General features: G+C 71.8%; 17 protein-coding genes and 1 tRNA gene. 5 read left to right on the forward strand and 13 right to left on the reverse strand.

All coding sequences use genetic code 11. The features are described 5' to 3' along the window. Positions 1 to 5 precede the first annotated feature (5 nt). Positions 6 to 1,391 (reverse strand): histidine--tRNA ligase, encoded by a 1,386-nt coding sequence (gene hisS, locus LUTJ29_RS0105325; RefSeq protein WP_027071633.1) that lies wholly within the window; start codon positions 1,389 to 1,391, stop codon positions 6 to 8. A 183-nt stretch (positions 1,392 to 1,574) separates the two neighbouring features. Here hisS and LUTJ29_RS16275 point away from each other — a divergent pair, with 183 nt between their 5' ends. The 3 genes from LUTJ29_RS16275 (at position 1,575) to LUTJ29_RS0105340 (ending at position 2,935) form a co-directional block, all read left to right on the forward strand. Next, on the forward strand, positions 1,575 to 2,312 hold the full coding sequence (locus tag LUTJ29_RS16275) for a helix-turn-helix domain-containing protein (protein ID WP_084524687.1): 738 nt from the start codon (positions 1,575 to 1,577) through the stop codon (positions 2,310 to 2,312). 54 nt (positions 2,313 to 2,366) lie between these two features. After that, positions 2,367 to 2,443: transfer RNA gene (locus LUTJ29_RS0105335), tRNA-Pro, on the forward strand. A 273-nt stretch (positions 2,444 to 2,716) separates the two neighbouring features. Further along, complete coding sequence (locus LUTJ29_RS0105340; RefSeq protein WP_144774389.1) at positions 2,717 to 2,935, forward strand: hypothetical protein; 219 nt, start codon at positions 2,717 to 2,719, stop codon at positions 2,933 to 2,935. 100 nt (positions 2,936 to 3,035) lie between these two features. Here the strand turns inward: LUTJ29_RS0105340 and LUTJ29_RS0105345 are convergent, their stop codons facing one another. The 12 genes from LUTJ29_RS0105345 to LUTJ29_RS0105400 form a co-directional block, all read right to left on the reverse strand. Next, on the reverse strand, positions 3,036 to 4,292 hold the full coding sequence (locus LUTJ29_RS0105345) for a glutamate-5-semialdehyde dehydrogenase (protein ID WP_027071635.1): 1,257 nt from the start codon (positions 4,290 to 4,292) through the stop codon (positions 3,036 to 3,038). Positions 4,293 to 4,331: 39 nt separating this feature from the next. Continuing rightward, positions 4,332 to 5,471: a glutamate 5-kinase gene (proB, locus tag LUTJ29_RS0105350; RefSeq protein WP_027071636.1), complete on the reverse strand. Its 1,140-nt coding sequence runs from the start codon at positions 5,469 to 5,471 to the stop codon at positions 4,332 to 4,334. Positions 5,472 to 5,475: 4 nt separating this feature from the next. Next, positions 5,476 to 5,709, reverse strand: coding sequence for a YciI family protein (locus LUTJ29_RS0105355; protein ID WP_043740683.1), 234 nt, complete (start codon positions 5,707 to 5,709; stop codon positions 5,476 to 5,478). Between the two features lie 26 nt (positions 5,710 to 5,735). Further along, on the reverse strand, positions 5,736 to 7,028 hold the full coding sequence (gene argH, locus LUTJ29_RS0105360; RefSeq protein WP_027071638.1) for an argininosuccinate lyase: 1,293 nt from the start codon (positions 7,026 to 7,028) through the stop codon (positions 5,736 to 5,738). Then, positions 7,021 to 7,995, reverse strand: coding sequence for an N-acetyl-gamma-glutamyl-phosphate reductase (gene argC, locus LUTJ29_RS0105365; protein WP_027071639.1), 975 nt, complete (start codon positions 7,993 to 7,995; stop codon positions 7,021 to 7,023). The genes argH and argC overlap by 8 nt, the downstream gene beginning before the upstream one ends. Beyond that, positions 7,992 to 8,603, reverse strand: coding sequence for a GNAT family protein (locus tag LUTJ29_RS0105370; RefSeq protein WP_027071640.1), 612 nt, complete (start codon positions 8,601 to 8,603; stop codon positions 7,992 to 7,994). Before LUTJ29_RS0105370 ends, argC begins: the two co-directional genes overlap by 4 nt. Before the next feature lie 2 nt (positions 8,604 to 8,605). Beyond that, complete coding sequence (locus tag LUTJ29_RS0105375) at positions 8,606 to 9,928, reverse strand: acetylglutamate kinase (RefSeq protein WP_027071641.1); 1,323 nt, start codon at positions 9,926 to 9,928, stop codon at positions 8,606 to 8,608. After that, on the reverse strand, positions 9,925 to 11,019 hold the full coding sequence (locus tag LUTJ29_RS0105380; RefSeq protein ID WP_027071642.1) for an acetylornithine deacetylase: 1,095 nt from the start codon (positions 11,017 to 11,019) through the stop codon (positions 9,925 to 9,927). The genes LUTJ29_RS0105375 and LUTJ29_RS0105380 overlap by 4 nt, the downstream gene beginning before the upstream one ends. Before the next feature lie 9 nt (positions 11,020 to 11,028). Next, a complete protein-coding gene (locus LUTJ29_RS0105385; protein ID WP_027071643.1) occupies positions 11,029 to 11,472 on the reverse strand; it encodes a GNAT family N-acetyltransferase in 444 nt (147 codons plus the stop codon). 51 nt (positions 11,473 to 11,523) lie between these two features. Continuing rightward, entirely contained in the window at positions 11,524 to 12,732 is a 1,209-nt protein-coding gene (locus LUTJ29_RS0105390) for an argininosuccinate synthase (RefSeq protein ID WP_027071644.1), read from the reverse strand. Between the two features lie 130 nt (positions 12,733 to 12,862). Next, positions 12,863 to 13,867 carry an N-acetylornithine carbamoyltransferase gene (locus LUTJ29_RS0105395; protein WP_043740570.1) on the reverse strand — a complete coding sequence of 335 codons (1,005 nt, stop codon included), beginning with the start codon at positions 13,865 to 13,867 and terminating at the stop codon, positions 12,863 to 12,865. A gap of 255 nt (positions 13,868 to 14,122) precedes the next feature. Next, positions 14,123 to 14,632 carry a hypothetical protein gene (locus tag LUTJ29_RS0105400; protein WP_051322734.1) on the reverse strand — a complete coding sequence of 170 codons (510 nt, stop codon included), beginning with the start codon at positions 14,630 to 14,632 and terminating at the stop codon, positions 14,123 to 14,125. Between the two features lie 152 nt (positions 14,633 to 14,784). On the opposite strand from LUTJ29_RS0105400, the gene cysS reads away from it, so the two are divergent. Both cysS and LUTJ29_RS0105410 read left to right on the forward strand, forming a co-directional pair. Continuing rightward, positions 14,785 to 16,158: a cysteine--tRNA ligase gene (cysS, locus tag LUTJ29_RS0105405; protein ID WP_027071647.1), complete on the forward strand. Its 1,374-nt coding sequence runs from the start codon at positions 14,785 to 14,787 to the stop codon at positions 16,156 to 16,158. Between the two features lie 77 nt (positions 16,159 to 16,235). Further along, the gene (locus tag LUTJ29_RS0105410; RefSeq protein WP_027071648.1) at positions 16,236 to 16,676 is read left to right on the forward strand and encodes a SufE family protein; all 441 of its coding nucleotides are present in this window, start codon (positions 16,236 to 16,238) and stop codon (positions 16,674 to 16,676) included. Positions 16,677 to 16,715: the final 39 nt, after the last annotated feature.

The following is a 16,715-nucleotide window of genomic DNA, read 5'->3' on the forward strand; positions in this document are numbered from 1 at the left end:
GGCGGTCAGGCCCGCCCCGCGGTGCCCAGGGCCCGCCACTGCTCGCGCTCGACCAGCAGAGTCTGCGCCAGCTCGGCGTCGGGCACCTCGAACTGCTCGCCGCGGCGCAGGTCCTTGACCGCGACCACGCCGCGCGCGGCCTCGTCCTCGCCTCGGATCACCACGAAGCGGATCCCGGCGCGGTCGGCGTACTGCATCTGCTTGCCGAGCTTGCGCGGCTCGAGCTGGGTCTCGACGTTGAGCCCGGCGGCGCGCAGCTGCTGCGACAGGCCCAGCGCGTGGTCCAGGCCCCCGTCGTCGAACAGGGTCACCAGCACGTCCACCGAACTGTCCGCGGTCTGCACCAGTCCGGCCTCGCGCAGCTGCCAGAACAGGCGCGTGAGGCCGATCGAGATCCCCACGCCGGGCAGCTTCGACCTGGTGTAGTGGCTGGCGAGGTTGTCGTAGCGGCCGCCCGAGCAGATCGAGCCCAGGCCCGGATTGGCGTCGAGCGTGGTCTCGTAGACGATGCCGGTGTAGTAGTCCAGGCCGCGCGCGATCGAGAGGTTGATCGCATAGCGCGACTCCGGCACGCCCAGGGCCCTGAGCCGGCGCAGCACCTCGCGCAGTTCCTCGCGTCCTTCCTCGAACAGCGGCGTGCCGGCGCCGAGCGCCTCGAGCCTGGCCAGCGCGTCGTCATGGCCGCTGGAGCGCACGCGCGAGAACGCCATCAGGCGATCGATCACCTCGTGCGACAGTCCGAAGCCCTCACCCGCCAGGGTCGCGCGCACCGCGTCCTCGCCGCGCTTGTCGAGCTTGTCGATCTCGCGCAGCACCGGCACCTGGGCCTCGTCCGGGATGCCCTGGCCCTCGAAGTAGCCGCGCAGCATCTTGCGGTGGTTGAGGTGGATGGTGAAGTCGCCGATGTCAAGCGCCTCGAACACCGCGCTGATCACCGCCGGGATCTCGGCGTCGTGGCGGGTGGACAGCGCGTCCTTGCCGATCACGTCGATGTCGCACTGGTAGAACTCGCGGAAGCGCCCGCGCTGGGCGCGCTCGCCGCGGTACACGCGCTGCATCTGGTAGCGGCGGAACGGGAACGCCAGCTCGTGCTCGTGCTCGGCCACGTAGCGGGCCAGCGGCACGGTCAGGTCGAAGCGCAGCGCCAGCTCCGGCAGGCCCTCGCCGGCCTTCTCCAGCGCGCCGGTGGACTGCACGAAGTACACCTGGCGCTCGGTCTCGCCGCCGGACTTGGTCAGCAGCACCTCGGACAGCTCGAACACCGGGGTCTCGATCGGCAGGAAGCCGAAGCCCTCGAAGATCCGCCGGATCGTGTCCAGCATGCGCTGGAACGCGATCTGGTCGCGGGGCAGCAGTTCCATGACACCGGGGGGAGTTCTGGGCTTGATCATGCCGGGGCGGACCGGATCGGCGGGGGAAAGTCGCCCATTCTACCCGTCCGCAACCGCGCTGCCCCGGGCCGCGCGACGGCCGCGGGCTCCGCGCAGGGGCGGCCGGCGGGCACCGGCGGCGTTGGACAATTTTTCCCGCCTGCCGGTGCCGGCGGAAGGCTATGATGGCCGGGCGGACCATCCATGACCACCCAGCCCCTCGCCCGCTGCCGCCAGCACTCCCGCACCGTCGTGCCACTCGACTGCGCGCGTTGCGCCGTCCGCGAGCTGGCGGTGTGCTCGTCGTTGCCGCCGCCCGAGGCCGACGCGCTCGAGCGCCACGTGTTCTCGATCGAACTGCAGGCCAACGGCGAGCTGGCCCGCGCCGGCCAGCCCTGCCGCCACGCCTACAGCGTGACCAGCGGCATGCTCCGGGTGGTGCGCACGCTTCCCGACGCCCGCCGCCAGGTGGTCGCGTTCGTGACCCCGGGCCACTTCTTCGGCCTGTCCGGGCACAAGGTCCACCGCTATTCGATCGAGGCCGTGGCGGCCAGCCGCGTCTGCGCCTACGGCCTCGACGGCATCGACGAGTTGCGCCAGCGCTTCCCGAGCTTCGAGCATGCCCTGCTCGAGCGCGCCTGCCGCGACCTGGACGATGCCCACGACTCGATGCTGCTGCTGGCCCGCCTCTCGCCGCTGGAGCGGCTGGCGACCTTCCTGGTGCGCCTGCGCCAGCAGATGCGGATCCGCGGCGACGATCCCTTCGTCGCGCTGCCCATGGGCCGTGGCGACATCGCCGACCACCTCGGGCTGACCGTCGAGACCGTGAGCCGCAGCTTCACCCGCCTGCGCGAGCAGGGCGTGATCGCCCTCCCCGACCCGCACCGGGTCGAGATCCTGGACCGCGCCGCGCTCGAGGAACTGGCCTCGGCCCTGCACTGAGCCGGTGCCCACTTGCCTCGCGGCGGTGGGAGTCTCTAAAATGCGCGGCTCAGTCGGGGTGTAGCTCAGCCTGGTAGAGCGCTACGTTCGGGACGTAGAAGTCGCAGGTTCAAATCCTGTCTCCCCGACCAACCGATCCACGCGGAAAGCCGGCCCAGCGCCGGCTTTTCGCGTTTCCGGGCCCCGGACACGCCGCGCCCCGGACACGCCGCGGGCCCCGGGGCAGGCGGCGTCCGCCGGTAGGGGAAGTCCTACACCCGGGCAGGTGCCCCACCGACTGCGGTGCGCCCGGCCCTCGCAGACACTGGCCCTGCCCCGCCGGGCCGCTTCACGGACGATGGGCGACCCGGCCATGGACAGGCCGCAGCCGTCGGCGGGGTGGAGTCCTACTCATGGAGACGGCGATGTCCGGATCGATCCTGCGCCTGGTGTGCAGCGGCGGGGGCTGGCAACTGCTCGACGGTGACCGGCCGATCTTCTGGTTCCCCGAGCGCGACAAGGGCCTGGAGATCGCCCAGCTGATGGCCGAGGCGCGCGCCCTGAACCACGGGGCAGCGGTCACCGTCCAGGCCGAGACCGACGACGGCGGGATGGAAACCCTGGCGACGCCCGGCGTGGCCTGAGGTATTGCCGCTGGCATGCGCGCAGGCGTGCCCATTGCGTGCGTCCCCGCCGGCCCTGCTGAGGTCGCGGGTGCGCGTGCCCGGATCCGCGGGCGCGCCCTCAGCGGTGGATGTTGCGGGTCTGGCCCTCGCCGCGGACCACGAAGCGCTCGACGGTCAGCGCTTCCAGGCCCATCGGCCCATAGGCATGCAGGCGCGTGGTCGAGATGCCGATCTCCGCACCCAGCCCCAGCTCGCCGCCGTCGGAGAAGCGCGACGACGCGTTCACCATCACCACCGCCGAGCGCAGCGCGTTGACGAAGGCTTCGGCACTGGCCTGGTCGCGGGTCGCGATCACCTCGGTGTGGTCGGACCCGTGGCGGCGGACGTGGGCGATAGCCTCGTCCAGGGAAGCGACCACGCGCACCGCGATCACCAGGTCGAGGTATTCGGCGTCGTAGTCGGCCTCCGTGGCCGGCGCCGCGTCCGGGACCAGCGCACGCGTCGCGTCGTCGCCGCGCAGTTCCACTCCCCTCTCGCGCAGTGCCTGCGCCGCGCGCGGCAGGAAGTCCTCCGCGACGTCGGCGTGTACCAGCAGGGTCTCCAGTGCATTGCAGGCGCTCGGGCGCGAGACCTTGCCGTCCACCAGCAGGCCGAGGGCCAGGTCCAGGTCGGCGCTGGCGTCCACGAACAGGTGGCACACGCCCTTGTAGTGCTTGATCACCGGGACCCGCGCGTGCTCGGCGACGAAGCGGATCAGGCCCTCGCCCCCGCGCGGGATCGCGAGGTCGACGATGTCGGTCAACTGCAGCAGCGCGACCATGGTCTCGCGGCGCAGGTCCTCGACGACGGTGACCGCCGCGGCCGGCACGCCGGCGCGCTCGAGCGCACGCCCGAGCGCCGCGGCGATCGCGAGGTTCGAGCGCACCGCCTCGCTGCCGCCGCGCAGGATCACCCCGTTGCCGGCCTTCAGGCACAGCGCCGCCGCATCGGCGGTCACGTTCGGCCGCGCCTCGTAGATCATCGCCACCACGCCCAGCGGCGTGCGCACGCGTTCGACCACGATGCCGTTGGGGCGGGTATCGCGCCGCGTGACCTGGCCGACCGGATCGGGCAGCGCCGCGACCTCGCGCAGCGCGTCGGCGACGCCGGCCAGACGCGCCTCATCCAGGCGCAGGCGGTCGAGCATCGCCTCGCCCACGCCCTTCGCGCGCGCCGCCCCCATGTCCTGCGCGTTCGCGGCCAGGATCGCCGGCGCGTCGGCCAGCAGCTGGTCGGCCATGTCGCGCAGCATCGCGTCCTTGGCGTCGGTCGGCAGCCGGGCGACCGCATGCGCGGCCTCGCGGCAGTCCAGTGCAAGCTGGCGGATGTCGGTCATGGCGTTCCGGTCCGTCTGTCTGAATGGCGTCGGGGTCGGCTATACCAGCATCAGGTCGTCACGGTGGATCACGGTGTCGCCGTAGCTGTACCCGAGGATCGATTCGATCTCGCGCGAATGGCGCCGCGCGATCCGGCGAATGTCGGCGGCCGAGTACTGGCTCACGCCGCGGGCTACGCGTCGCACGCCGCCTTCCTCGCGCACCAGCACCTCGACCATGTCGCCGCGGCGGAACTCGCCCTCCGCGGCCACCACCCCGCCGGGCAGCAGCGAGGCGCCCTTCTCCACCAGCGCGTTCCCGGCGCCGGCGTCGATGAAGATGCCGCCCGGCTCGGCCGGCGCGTTCTGCAGCCAGTGCTTGCGCACCGCCACCCGGGTGCGCAGGGCGTGGATGCGGGTGCCGCGCAGGCGGTCGTGGGCCAGCGCCTGGAGCACGTCGGCGCGGGTGCCGTTGAACAGCACCGTGGCCACGCCCGCCGCCGAGGCGCGCTGCGCGGCCTCGAGCTTGGTGCGCATGCCGCCGGTGCCCACGGCGCTGCCCGTGCCGCCGGCCGCCGCGAGCAGGGCCGGGGTGAGGTGGGACACCACCTCCACCGGGCGCGCGTCGGGATGGCGGCGCGGGTCGGCGTCGTAGAGGCCGTCGATGTCGGTGGCGATGAACAGCACGTCGGCATCGACCAGCGCGGCCACGATCGCGGCGAGGTTGTCGTTGTCGCCGAGCTTGAGTTCGTCCACCGAGACGGTGTCGTTCTCGTTCACCACAGGCACCGCGCGGTGGCGCAGCAGCGCGGCGAGCGTGGCCCGCGCGTTGAGGTAGCGGCGGCGGTTGCGCAGGTCGTCGTGGGTCAGCAGGACCTGGGCCACCTGGCGGTCGAGCAGCGCCTGCCAGAAGCCGATCAGGCGCGCCTGTCCGAGCGCGGCCAGGGCCTGGCGCTCGGCCATCTCGGCGCCATCGTGCGGCTGTTCGCGCATGATCGCGCGCCCGGCCGCCACCGCGCCGGAGGACACCACGACCACTTCCCGGCCCATCCGGTGCGCGGCGACCACGAAACCGGCGATCGCGCCGGCGTACTCGGTCGACAGGCCGCCGCCATTGGCCGCCAGCAGGCTGCTGCCGACCTTGAGCACGGCGCGCCGCCAGGGCGGCAGCATCTGTTCGGAGAAGTCGTGCGGTGCCATGGCGTCAGCGGGCGATCCACTCGTGGAGGATGAGGTCGGACGCGCCCTGCGCCACCAGCGGGTCGCGCATCGCGATCGCGCGTGCCTCCTCCAGCGCCGATGGGCCGCGCAACAGGTAGGCGCCGCCGCTGCGGTCGCTGAAGCCGCCGCTCAGTTCGAGCACGCCCTGCGCGCGCAGGTCGTCGAGGAACGCGAGGTGTGGCGCGACCAGCGCCTCGTCGAAGCCGGGGCGCCGCATCAGCACGACCAGGTAACGCGGCGCGCTCACAACGCCTCCCAGCGTGCACGCAGCGCGTCCAGGCGCAGGTCCGCGGCGGCGCCCGGCGAGGTGCGCGCGGCCAGACTGCCCTCGGGCGTGCGACCCTGCCCCGCCGTGGCCGCGCCCTCGGCCGCGGCGCGGTACGCCTCGCGGAACGGCACCCCGGCGATCGCCGCCTCCACCGCCACGTCGGTGGCGTACATGCCCGAGTCGATCGCCGCGCGAAGCCGGTCCTCGCGCCACTCCAGGTTGGCCAGCAGCGCGGGCAGCAGCTCGAGCGCGCCCAGGCCGCGGCTGAAGCCGTGGAAGATCGCGCCCTTCGAGGCCTGCAGGTCGCGCTGGTAGCCGGACGGCAGCGACAGCAGCTGCTCGATCTCGGTGCGCGCGGCGGCGACGCTGGCGTGGGTGGCGCGCATCAGTTCGATCACGTCCGGGTTGCGCTTGTTGGGCATGATCGAGCTGCCGGTCGTGTACTGCGGCGGCAGCGACACGAAGCCGAACTCGGAGGTCGTGTACAGCGACAGGTCCCAGGCCAGGCGACGCAGGTCGAGCGTGGCGCTGCCCAGCGCCTCGAGCGCGGCCAGCTCGAACTTGCCGCGCGAGAGCTGGGCGTACACCGGGCTGACCTGCATCCGCGCGAAGCCGAGCGCGGCGGTGGTGTGGTCTCGGTCCAGCGCCAGGTTCACGCCATAGCCGGCGGCGGTGCCCAGCGGATTGCAGTCGACCAGCGTCAGGGTGTCGCCGGCGCGCACGGCGTCGTCGATGAAGGCCTCGGCCCAGCCGGCCCACCACATGCCGGCCGAGGACACCACGGCGCGCTGGATGTGGGTGTAGCCCGGGATCGGCAGGTCCTTCTCCGCGGCGGCGCGGTCGAGCGCCACCTTCGCCACCTCCCGCGAGAGCGCGGCCACGCGGGCGAGCTTCTCCTTCAGCCACAGCCGGGTCGCGACCAGGATCTGGTCGTTGCGGCTGCGCCCGGTGTGGATCTTGCGGCCCGGGTCGCCGAGGCGCTCGGTCAGGCGCGCCTCGATGGCCGAATGGCCATCCTCGAAGCGCTCGTCGAGGACGAAGGCGCCGCTGCGGAAGTCGTCGGCCAGCGCCGCGAGTTCGCGCTTGAGATCGGCCAGTTCCGCTTCGGTGAGGATGCCGATGCGCTGCAGCCCTTCGGCGTGCGCGCTGCTGGCGGCGATGTCGTGGAGGAAGAACTCGCGGTCCAGGACCACGTCGTCGCCGGCGAGGAAGCGCTGGATCTGCGCGTCCACCGCCACGCCCGGCTTCTGCCACAGCAGTTCAGCCATGGGCTACCTCCTTGAACGCGGGGATCGAGGCCATCTCGGGCAGCCCCAGCGCGATGTTGATGTTCTGCATGGCCTGGGTGGCCGCGCCCTTGAGCAGGTTGTCCTCGGTGGACACGACCACCAGGCGCTTGCCGTCGGCCGAGACGGTGAAGCCGCCGATCTCCACCCCGTGCCGGCCGGCGATGCGGCTTACCCACGGCGCCTCCTCGACGACCCGCACCAGCGGCTCGCCGGCATAGCGCTGCTCGTAGCGGGCGCGGATCCAGTCGGCCTTGAGCGGTTCGCGCAACCACATGTTCACGGTCATGGTGATGCCGCGGAAGTGCGGCGCCACGTGCGGCATGAACTCCACCGGCACGCCGAGCCGCGCGGAGACCTCGCGCTCGTGGACGTGCCCGACGAGGCTGTAGGGCATCAGGTTGTCGCGCAGCAGCTCGGGGTTGTTGCGGTCCGAGGGCGTGGTGCCCGCGCCCGAGTACCCCGACACGCCGAAGCACTGCGGCGGCCCGGCGAGGAACTCCAGCATGGGCCAGATCGCCAGCTGCATCGCGGTGGCGTAGCAGCCCGGGTTGCTGATCCGCCTCTGCCCCGCGTACCCGTCCCGGGTGATCTCCGGAAGCCCGTAGTACCAGGCCGGGTCGAAGCGGTGGTCGGCGGACAGGTCCACCACCAGGGTGCCCGGCGCCGCGGCGTCGATGCCGGCGACGATCTCGCCGGACTTGCCGTTCGGCAGCGCCAGCACCACCACGTCGGCGCCGCGGGCCGCGACCTCGTCGTGGCCGATGTTCTCGAACCGCAGTTCGCCCCGGTAGGCGTCGTTGTGGTCGGCCACGCGCTGGCCGGCGAGCTCGCGCGAGGACACGAAGGCCAGTTCCAGCCGGGGGTGGGCGGCGACCAGGCGGATCAGCTCGGCGCCGGTGTGGCCGCGCGCGCCGACGATGCCGATGGAGTACGTCTTGTTGCTCATGCGTGGGCGTCCAGTCTGGCCTGCAGGTGGTTGCGCACCCCCGGCCATTCGCTGTCGAGGATGGAGAACACGACCGTGTCGCGCAGGGTACCGTCGGCGTGCCGCTTGTGGTGGCGCAGCACGCCGTCCTGCTTCGCGCCGAGCCGGGCGATGGCGGCGCGCGAGGCGTGGTTGAACCAGGAGGTCTCGAAACCGACGCAGGCGCAGCCCATCGCCTCGAAAGCGTGGTGCAGCAGCATCAGCTTGCACTCGGTGTTCACCCCGGTGCGCTGCACCCGGGGCGCGTACCAGGTGTAGCCGATGAGCAGCCTCGGCACCTCCGGGTCGAGGCCGTAGAAGCGGGTGCTGCCGACGATCGTGCCGGAGGCATCGCGCACCACGAACGGCAGCACCTTGCCCTCGGCCTGCGCCTGGAGCGCGGCCTCCACGTAGTGCGCGATTCCGCCCGGCGCCGGCACGCTGGTGTACCAGAGCCGGTCCAGCCCGCTCCCCTCCACCGCCGCGCGCAGTCCGTCCACGTGGGACCGGTCCAGCGGCTCGAGCACGGCGTGCCGGCCCGCCAGCCGCAGCACCGTGGTCCAGGAGGAAGCGGTCGCGCGCACGTCCATGCTCAGTCCACCAGGGTGGGCGGCCGGGTGGCGCAGTGCGCCACGCAGCGTTCGATCTCGGCGAAGCCGTCGAGGCCGTACCAGAACACCTTCCACTTCTCCTGCTTGAGGCAGCCGTCGGACTCGGCGTAGTAGAAGATGTTGATCTGGTTGTTGTGGCGCGAGCGCCAGAACAGCCGTGGCGTCTCCTCGCGCATCACGTTCCAGACCGCGCGCCCCAGGCCCTCGCCCTGGGCGTCGTCGAGGACCGCGAACTTGTCCAGGTAGACCATCCCGTCGGCGTCGGTCAGGATCACCGCCGCGCGATAGTTCTCGCTGACGTAGGCGCGCAGCAGCTTCGTGCGCTCGAAGTAGTCGGGCACCAGGCGCCGGCCGAAGCTGCGCTCGACCAGCTCGCGCAGGCGCGCCAGGTCGAAATCCTCCCAGCGCGTGCCGCGGTTGACCCTCTCGCCACGCCGGACCAGGGTGCCGGATCCCCTGTGGGTGAACAGCTCCTTGGCCAGGTCCGCCGGCCGCGTGATCGAGACCGAGGACTCGAGCGGCAGGTGGTCGAGCAGGTCCTTGATCTGCTCGATCTTCACCCGCATGCCGCCGTTGATCCACGGTTGCTGCATCAGGTGCTCGTATTCGCTGGTCAGGTTGATCGAGTCGATCACCTTGCCGTCGGCGTCGAGCAGGCCGCCGGTGCCGGTCAGGAAGATGATCTTGTACGGCTGCAGCACCCGCACCAGCTCGTTGGCGGCGAAGTCGGCGTTGATGTTGAGGATCTGTCCACCGGGGGTTTCGCCGAGGCTGGCGATCACCGGGATCGAACTGGCCTGCAGGCTGGCCTCGATCGGCGCCAGGTTGACCGCCTTGACCTCGCCGACCAGGCCGTAGGTGTCGCGGTCGAGGTAGTCGGCCTCGAACACGCCGCCGGTGATCGAGGTCGCGCGCGCGCCGGCCGCCTGCAGCGCCTCGACCAGGGCCAGGTTGGAGGACTGGAACACGCGGCGCACGATCGCCAGCGCCTCGGGCGTGGTGACCCGCAGGCCGTTGACGGTCTTCTTCCCGATCCCCGCGGCCGACAGCTCCGCGTCCAGCTGCGGGCCGGCGCCGTGCAGCACGATCGGGGTCAGGCCGACCTCCTGCAGGAAGGTCAGCGACGAGGTCAGGGCCTCGAGATCGTCGCGCAGCACCGCGCCGCCGACCTTGACCACGGCGAAGCGCTTCGCGTCGAGCTGCGAGAAGCGCTTGAGGTACTGGCTGATCTCCTTCGCGCTGGCCATGCTCGAGAGCAGGCGCACGATGGTCTGCCGGGTCTGGCGGTTGGCTTCGATGTTCATTGGTCCAGGATGTCGCGGACGATGCCGCCGTAGCGTTGCAGTTGCGAGAGCGAGACCCACTCGTCGGCGGTATGGGCCTGGGCGATGTCGCCGGGGCCGAACACCAGCGCGGTGAGGCCGGCCTCCGAGAACAGCGAGGCCTCGGTCCAGAAGTCGACCGCGTTGCCGACCGGCAGGCCGAGTTCGTCGGCCAGGTCGCGCGCGGCCAGGCGCCGGTCCTCGGCCGAGGCGACGTCGCCGGCCGGCAGCGGCGGTCCGCGGAAGGTTTCCTCGTAGGCCTCCAGCGCGTCGGGCGCGGCGAAGGAGCGGAACGCCGCGTGCAGCTGGTCGAGGTCGTGCGAGGGCAGCGGCCGGAAGCCGAAGCGCAGCTCGGCCTCGGGGGCGATGACGTTGGCCTTGATCCCGCCCTCGAGCCGGCCGATGTTGAAGCGCAGGCCGGTCAGGCCGCCGAAGCGGCGGTGCGACTCCATGCCCACGAAGTCGAGCGCCCGGTTGCTCCAGCGCACCGCGTGGTGCAGCGCGCTGGCGTCCAGCGCCGCGGCGCCCGAAGCGTGGCCGGCACGGCCGCGGAAGGCCATGCGCACGGCGCTGATGCCGCGGTGGGCCAGCACCGCCTCGCAGCCGGTCGGCTCTGCCACCACCACGTGGCCGAACCCGTGGTCGCGGGCGAGGAAGGCCTTGATGCAGCGCGCGTCGTTGGCCTCCTCGTCGCTGCTGAACAGGAACGCGGCGTCGCCGTCCGTCGCCTGGGCGGCCGCGACCAGGCCCGCGGCGGCGCCCTTGATGTCGCAGGCGCCCAGGCCGATCGCCCTGTCGCCCTCGACCCGCAGCACGTGCGGGTCGGCGCTCCAGTGCGGCGACGACGGCACCGTGTCCAGGTGCACGTTGAACAGGCGCGAGGGCGTGCCGCGAACGGCGAGCATCGACACCGCGCCGGCGCCGTGGTCGACCACCTCGATACGGAACCCGGCCAGCTGCTCGCGCAGGTAGTCGAAGATCCCGCCGGTGGTGATCGCGCGCGGCGGGTTGCGGGTGTCGAAGGACACCAGCTTCTCGAGGTGCGCGAGGATGGAAGGAAGCAGGTCGCTCATCGGTCCGTTTCAGTGGGCCGCCGCGGCGGCCTGGTAGATGTCGGGGCGCAGGATCTCCATCAGGGTCCCGGGCCGGGCCGGCGCGGCGAAGCCGTAGCGCCGGTACAGCCCATGCGCGTCGCTGGTGGCGAGCAGGAAGCGGCGCAGGCCCTGCAGCCGGGGATCGGCCATCACCGCGTCCATCAGCTGCCTGGCATAGCCGCGGCCGCGCCATTGCGGGAGCACGAACACGTCGCACAGGTAGGCGAAGGTCGCGCAATCGGTCACCACCCGGGCGAACGCCACCTGCCCCGCCCCCTCGACGAAGCCGCCGAAGCACAGCGAGCCGGCGATCGCGCGTTCCACCGTGGCGCGCGGGATGCCGCGGCTCCAGTAGGCCTCGCGGGCGAGGAAGCCGTGGATGGCGTCCACGTCCATCGCCTCGGGCCGGGTGTCGATGCGCAGCCGGTCCATGTCAGGCCCGCCTCCGCGCCACGCCGACCCGCATGCCGGTGCCCGCCGCGCTCATGGCTTGCGGTTGACCTCCGCCCACAGCGTGCTGCTCATGCCGAACAGCTTGATGAAACCCTCGGCCTCCTCGACGCCCCAGTTGGCCGACTGGGCGTAGGTGGCGCCCTTGGAGTGCAGCAGGTGCGGCGACTTCACCGCCACCGCGTCCACGCGGCCGCCGCGGGTCTCGAGCACCACCTCGCCGTTCACCGTCGCCTGCGACGAGGCCAGGAACGCCTCCAGGTCGGTCTTGAGCGGGTCGTGGAAGAAGCCTTCGTACACCAGTTCCACCCATTTGCGCGCGACCTCGGGCTTGAACCGGTTCTGGTGCTTCGACAGCACCGCCTCCTCCAGCGCACGGTGCGCGGTGAGCAGGGCGACCAGGCCCGGCGCCTCGTACACGATCCGGCCCTTGAGGCCGATCACGGTGTCGCCGGTGTACATGCCCCGGCCCACGCCGTAGGGCGCGAACAGCCGGTTGAGCTTGGCCAGGATCTGCTCGCCCGGCAGCGCCTTGCCGTCGAGCTCGACGGCCTCGCCACGCTCGAACCCCAGGCGCACGGTAAGCGGCTCGGCCGGCCACGCGCTGCGCGGCGCGCACCAGCCGCGCGCGCCCTCGCCCGGGGCCTGCCACTGGTCGATCTCGCCGCCGGACATGGTCACGCCCAGCAGGTTCTCGTTGATCGTGTAGGCCTTCTGCTTGGCGCGCACGCCGAAGCCGCGCTCCTCCAGGTAGGCCTGCTCGTAGGCGCGGGTCTGGGTGTGCTCCTTCTGGATCTCGCGGATCGGCGCCACGATGCGGTAGTCGCCCTGGGCCTTTACCGCCAGGTCGAAGCGCACCTGGTCGTTGCCCATGCCGGTGCAGCCGTGGGCGATGGCGTTGGTGCCCAGTTCGGCGGCGCGCCGGAGCGCGGCGTCCACGATCAGGTAGCGGTCCGACACCAGCAGCGGGTACTGGCCCTGGTAGCCCTCGCCGGCCCACACGAACGGCTTGACGAATCCGTTCCAGATCGCCGGGCCGCCGTCGACGGTGACGTGGCTGGCCACGCCGAGCTCGGCCGCGCGCTTCTCGATGAACTCGCGCTCGTCGGCGTCCACGCCGCCGGTGTCGGCGAACACGGTATGCACCCGCCAGCCGCGCTCCTGCAGGTAGGGCACGCAGAAGCTGGTATCCAGGCCGCCGGAGAAGGCGAGGACGATGTCTTTGGAATCGGAGACGCTCATTGTCTGGTTTCTCGGTGGGGGCCCCTCCCCTGCATTCGGGAGTCGGGGCGGATGCGGGGGACGGGTCCGGCGCCGGCAGGCCGCCGTTCCCGTCCCGGCCTCCCCCGCGGGTGGGGAAGGCGGGGCCTGGCTACTGGCGCGCGAGCGCGGCCATCACCGCCTTCTGCACGTGCAGGCGGTTCTCGGCTTCCTCGATGGCGATGCAGTTGGGCGAGTCCATCACCGCGTCGGTCGCCTTGACGTTGCGGCGCAGCGGCAGGCAGTGGCTGAACACGCCGTTGTTGGTCAGCGCCATCTTCCGCTCGTCGACGATGAAGTGCCTGTACTGGTCGCGGATCGGCTTCTCCGGCGCCCAGTTGCCGAAGTACGGCAGCGCGCCCCAGCTCTTGGCGTAGACCACGTCGGCGCCACGGTAGGCGCTCTCGATGTCGTGGCTGACCTGGAACGAGCCACCGCTTTCGGCGACGTTCTGGTTGGCCCAGTCGATGTAGCGCTCGTCGAGGATGTACTCCGGGGTCGGGCACAGCAGGGTCACGTCCATGCCCAGGCGGGTGGCGATGGTCAGGGCCGAGTTGGCGACCGCGGTGTTCAGCGGCTTGGGGTGGTAGGTCCAGGTCAGCACGTACTTCCTGCCGCGCAGGTCGGTCGTGCCGAAGTGCTCCTGCAGCGCCAGCGCGTGGGCCAGCTCCTGGCAGGGGTGGGTGATCGTCTCCATGTTGATGACGGGCACCGTGGAGTACTTCGCGAACGCGTTGAGCACCACGTCCTGGCGGTCGTACTGCCAGTCGACGAACTTCGGGAAGGCGCGCACGCCGATCAGGTCCACGTACCGGGCCAGCACCCGGGCGACTTCGGCGATGTGCTCCTCGGTATCGCCGTCCATCACCGTGCCGAGGTCGAACTCGACCGGCCAGGCGTCCTTGCCCGGCTGCAGCACGATCGCATGTCCGCCGAGCTGGAAGGCGCCCAGTTCGAAGCTGGTGCGGGTGCGCATGGAGGGATTGAAGAACACCAGCGCGATGGAGCGCCCCTTCAGCGCGTCGCCCAGCCGCTCGCGCTTGAACCGGGCCGCGTCGGCCAGCAGCGCGTCCAGGTCCGGGCGGCTCCAGTCCTGCGTGTTGAGGAAGTGCTTCATCTCGGTGTCCGTATGGATGGAAAGGGGCCCGGGGACTTCAGAAACGAAAAAACCCAGCCTCTGGCTGGGTTCCGGCATGACGGCATGACGCGTCCGGTCGGCCCAGCTCAGTCGCAGGGGTCCGGTCGACGGGCGCGCGAGGTCATGCCCGACGCCATGCGGGCGGAGGTCAGGACGTCGGCGCTGGAAAGGAAGGTCTGCACGGCGCGAATCGTCGCACGGCGCGCACTGCGCTGCAACAGGAATCCGGCGGCGTCAGTGGGTTTCGTCTGTAACGAGCGGGGTCACCGAGACCCGCACCCGGAGCCGGTTGCCGGGGTCGGTCGGCAGGCGCGACCGGTACTTGACCCCGCGATGCACGTAATCGACGTCGTAGCCGACCGGACGCCGGAACTCCCGCTCCACCGGCACCATGCGGCACTGGCCACCCGCCGAGGGGGCGACCTCCTCGACCTTGGGGTCGGGGGTGAGCGCGCCCTTGACCGCACCGATCACCCGCGCCAGTCCGGTCTTGGCCTCCTCGCTCTCCTCGACCGGCGTCGACGCCTCGCAGCGCTCGACCATGCTGGTCGCGCGCAGGGTCTGGTACACCGGCTCGGCGCGGAGCACCTGGGCGAACTCGACCCGCACGTTCTCAGGCTGGCGCGCGGGCGCCGGCGCCGGCTCGGCGTCCTGGGCCAAGGCGCCGGCCGCGCACAGCACGCAGGCGGCCGCCAGCAGCAGGCGCGCCTGGCGGGCGGCGGAAGCGGGAGCGTTGCGGGTCATTGGAAGCAGTCTAGGCCGCGAAGGCCGGCCCCCGGCTGAATCCGGGCCCCGGCAAGCCTTCGCGGCATGCCGGCCGGGAAAGCCGCGACGCGCGCGCGTGCCGGATGGGCGCCGGACCCTTAGAATCGGCGGTTTCCCGCTGCCGCGTGCCGATGTCCCTGCGCCTGTTCAACAGCCTCACCCGCCGGATCGAGCCGTTCGAGCCCCAGGATCCGGCCTGCCCGACCATGTACCTGTGCGGGCCGACGGTCTACAACTACGTGCACATCGGCAATGCGCGCGGGCCGGTGGTGTTCGGGGTGCTCGCCGCCCTGCTCCGCCGCCGCCACGGCGCGCTGCGCTACGCGCGCAACATCACCGACGTCGACGACAAGATCAACGCCGCCGCGCGCGAGCTCGGGGTGCCGATCTCGGTGATCACCGACCGCTACGCCGCCGCCTACCGCGAGGACATGGCCGCGCTGGGCGTGTCCGGGCCGTTCGCCCCGGACATCGAGCCGGCCGCGACCGCGCACATCGGCCAGATGGTGGCCATGATCGAGCGCCTCGTCGCCTCGGGCCACGCCTACGTCGCCGAGGGCCACGTGCTGTTCGCGGTCGACACCTTCCCCGGCTACGGCCGGCTGTCGCGCCGCGATCCGGAGGAAATGCAGGCCGGCGCGCGGGTCGAGGTCGCGCCGTACAAGCGCAACCCGGGCGACTTCGTGCTGTGGAAGCCCTCGTCCGACGACCTGCCCGGCTGGGACTCGCCCTGGGGCCGCGGCCGCCCGGGCTGGCACATCGAGTGCTCGGCCATGGCCGAGACCCACCTGGGCGAGACCATCGACATCCACGCCGGCGGCGTCGACCTGCAGTTCCCGCACCACGAGAACGAGGTCGCGCAGAGCGAGTGCGCCCACGGCGGGCGCGTGTTCGCCAGGTTCTGGCTGCACAACGGCATGCTCACGCTCTCGGGCGCGAAGATGTCCAAGTCGCTGGGCAACATCGAGAAGGTCCACGACCTCGTGCAGCGGCACCCGCCCGAGGCGCTGCGCTACGCGCTGATGTCGGCCCACTACCGGCAGCCGCTGGACTGGTCGGACAACCTGATCGATCAGAGCGTGCGCACCCTCGACCGCCTGTACGGCACGCTGCGCGACATGGCTGATATCGAAGCCGCGCCGGTGATCCCCGGATCCATCGAGGATGCGCTGGCCGACGACCTCAACACCCCGGCCGCGCTGGCCGAACTGGCCCGCATCGCCGCCGATGCGCGCAAGGCGACCGATCCGCTGGATCGCGCCCGCCTCAAGTCCGCGCTGCTCGGCGCGGGCGAGGCGCTGGGCCTGCTGCGGCAGGCGCCGGACGCCTGGTTCGCGCGCGGCGCCGACGCCGACGAGGCCCGCATCCAGGCCCTGATCGACGAACGCACCGCGGCCAAGAAGGCGCGCGACTTCGCCCGCGCCGACGCGATCCGCGACCAGCTCGCCGCCGAAGGCATCCTGCTCGAGGACACGCCGCAGGGCGTGCGCTGGAAGCGGGCCTGAAGGCCGCCGCCGGACAGGAACACCGGCCGCACGGCCGCCCCGGCATGCCGGGACACGACTCCAACCGCAGGATCCCCGTGAACGCTTCCCCCTTCCCGCTCGAACCCACCGCCGCCGAGGCCCAGGCCGCGATCCGCGACGAGTTCGCCTTCTTCGGCGACTGGTCCGAGCGCTACCAGTACCTGATCGACCTCGGCCGCAAGCTGCCGCCCTTCCCGGACGACCTCCGGACCGAGGAACACCGCCTGCACGGCTGCCAGTCGATGGTCTGGATCGTGCCCTCGGGCGACGCCTCGCGCCTGGATTTCGCCGCGGCCAGCGACTCGGCCATCGTCTCGGGCCTGATCTTCCTGGCCCTGCGCGTGTACTCCGGCCGCAGCGCGCGCGAAATCCTCGACACCGAGCCGAGCTACATCGCCGACATCGGCCTGTCCAGGCACCTCTCGCCCACCCGCAGCAACGGCCTGGCGGCGCTGCTGGCCTTCATCCGCGACGCCGCGGAGCGCGCGCTGGCGTGAACGCGACCGGCGACCGGCGCGCGGAAGACAGCCGCGCCG

This window comes from Luteimonas sp. J29 (assembly GCF_000472505.1).
Taxonomy (GTDB): Bacteria; Pseudomonadota; Gammaproteobacteria; order Xanthomonadales; family Xanthomonadaceae; genus Luteimonas.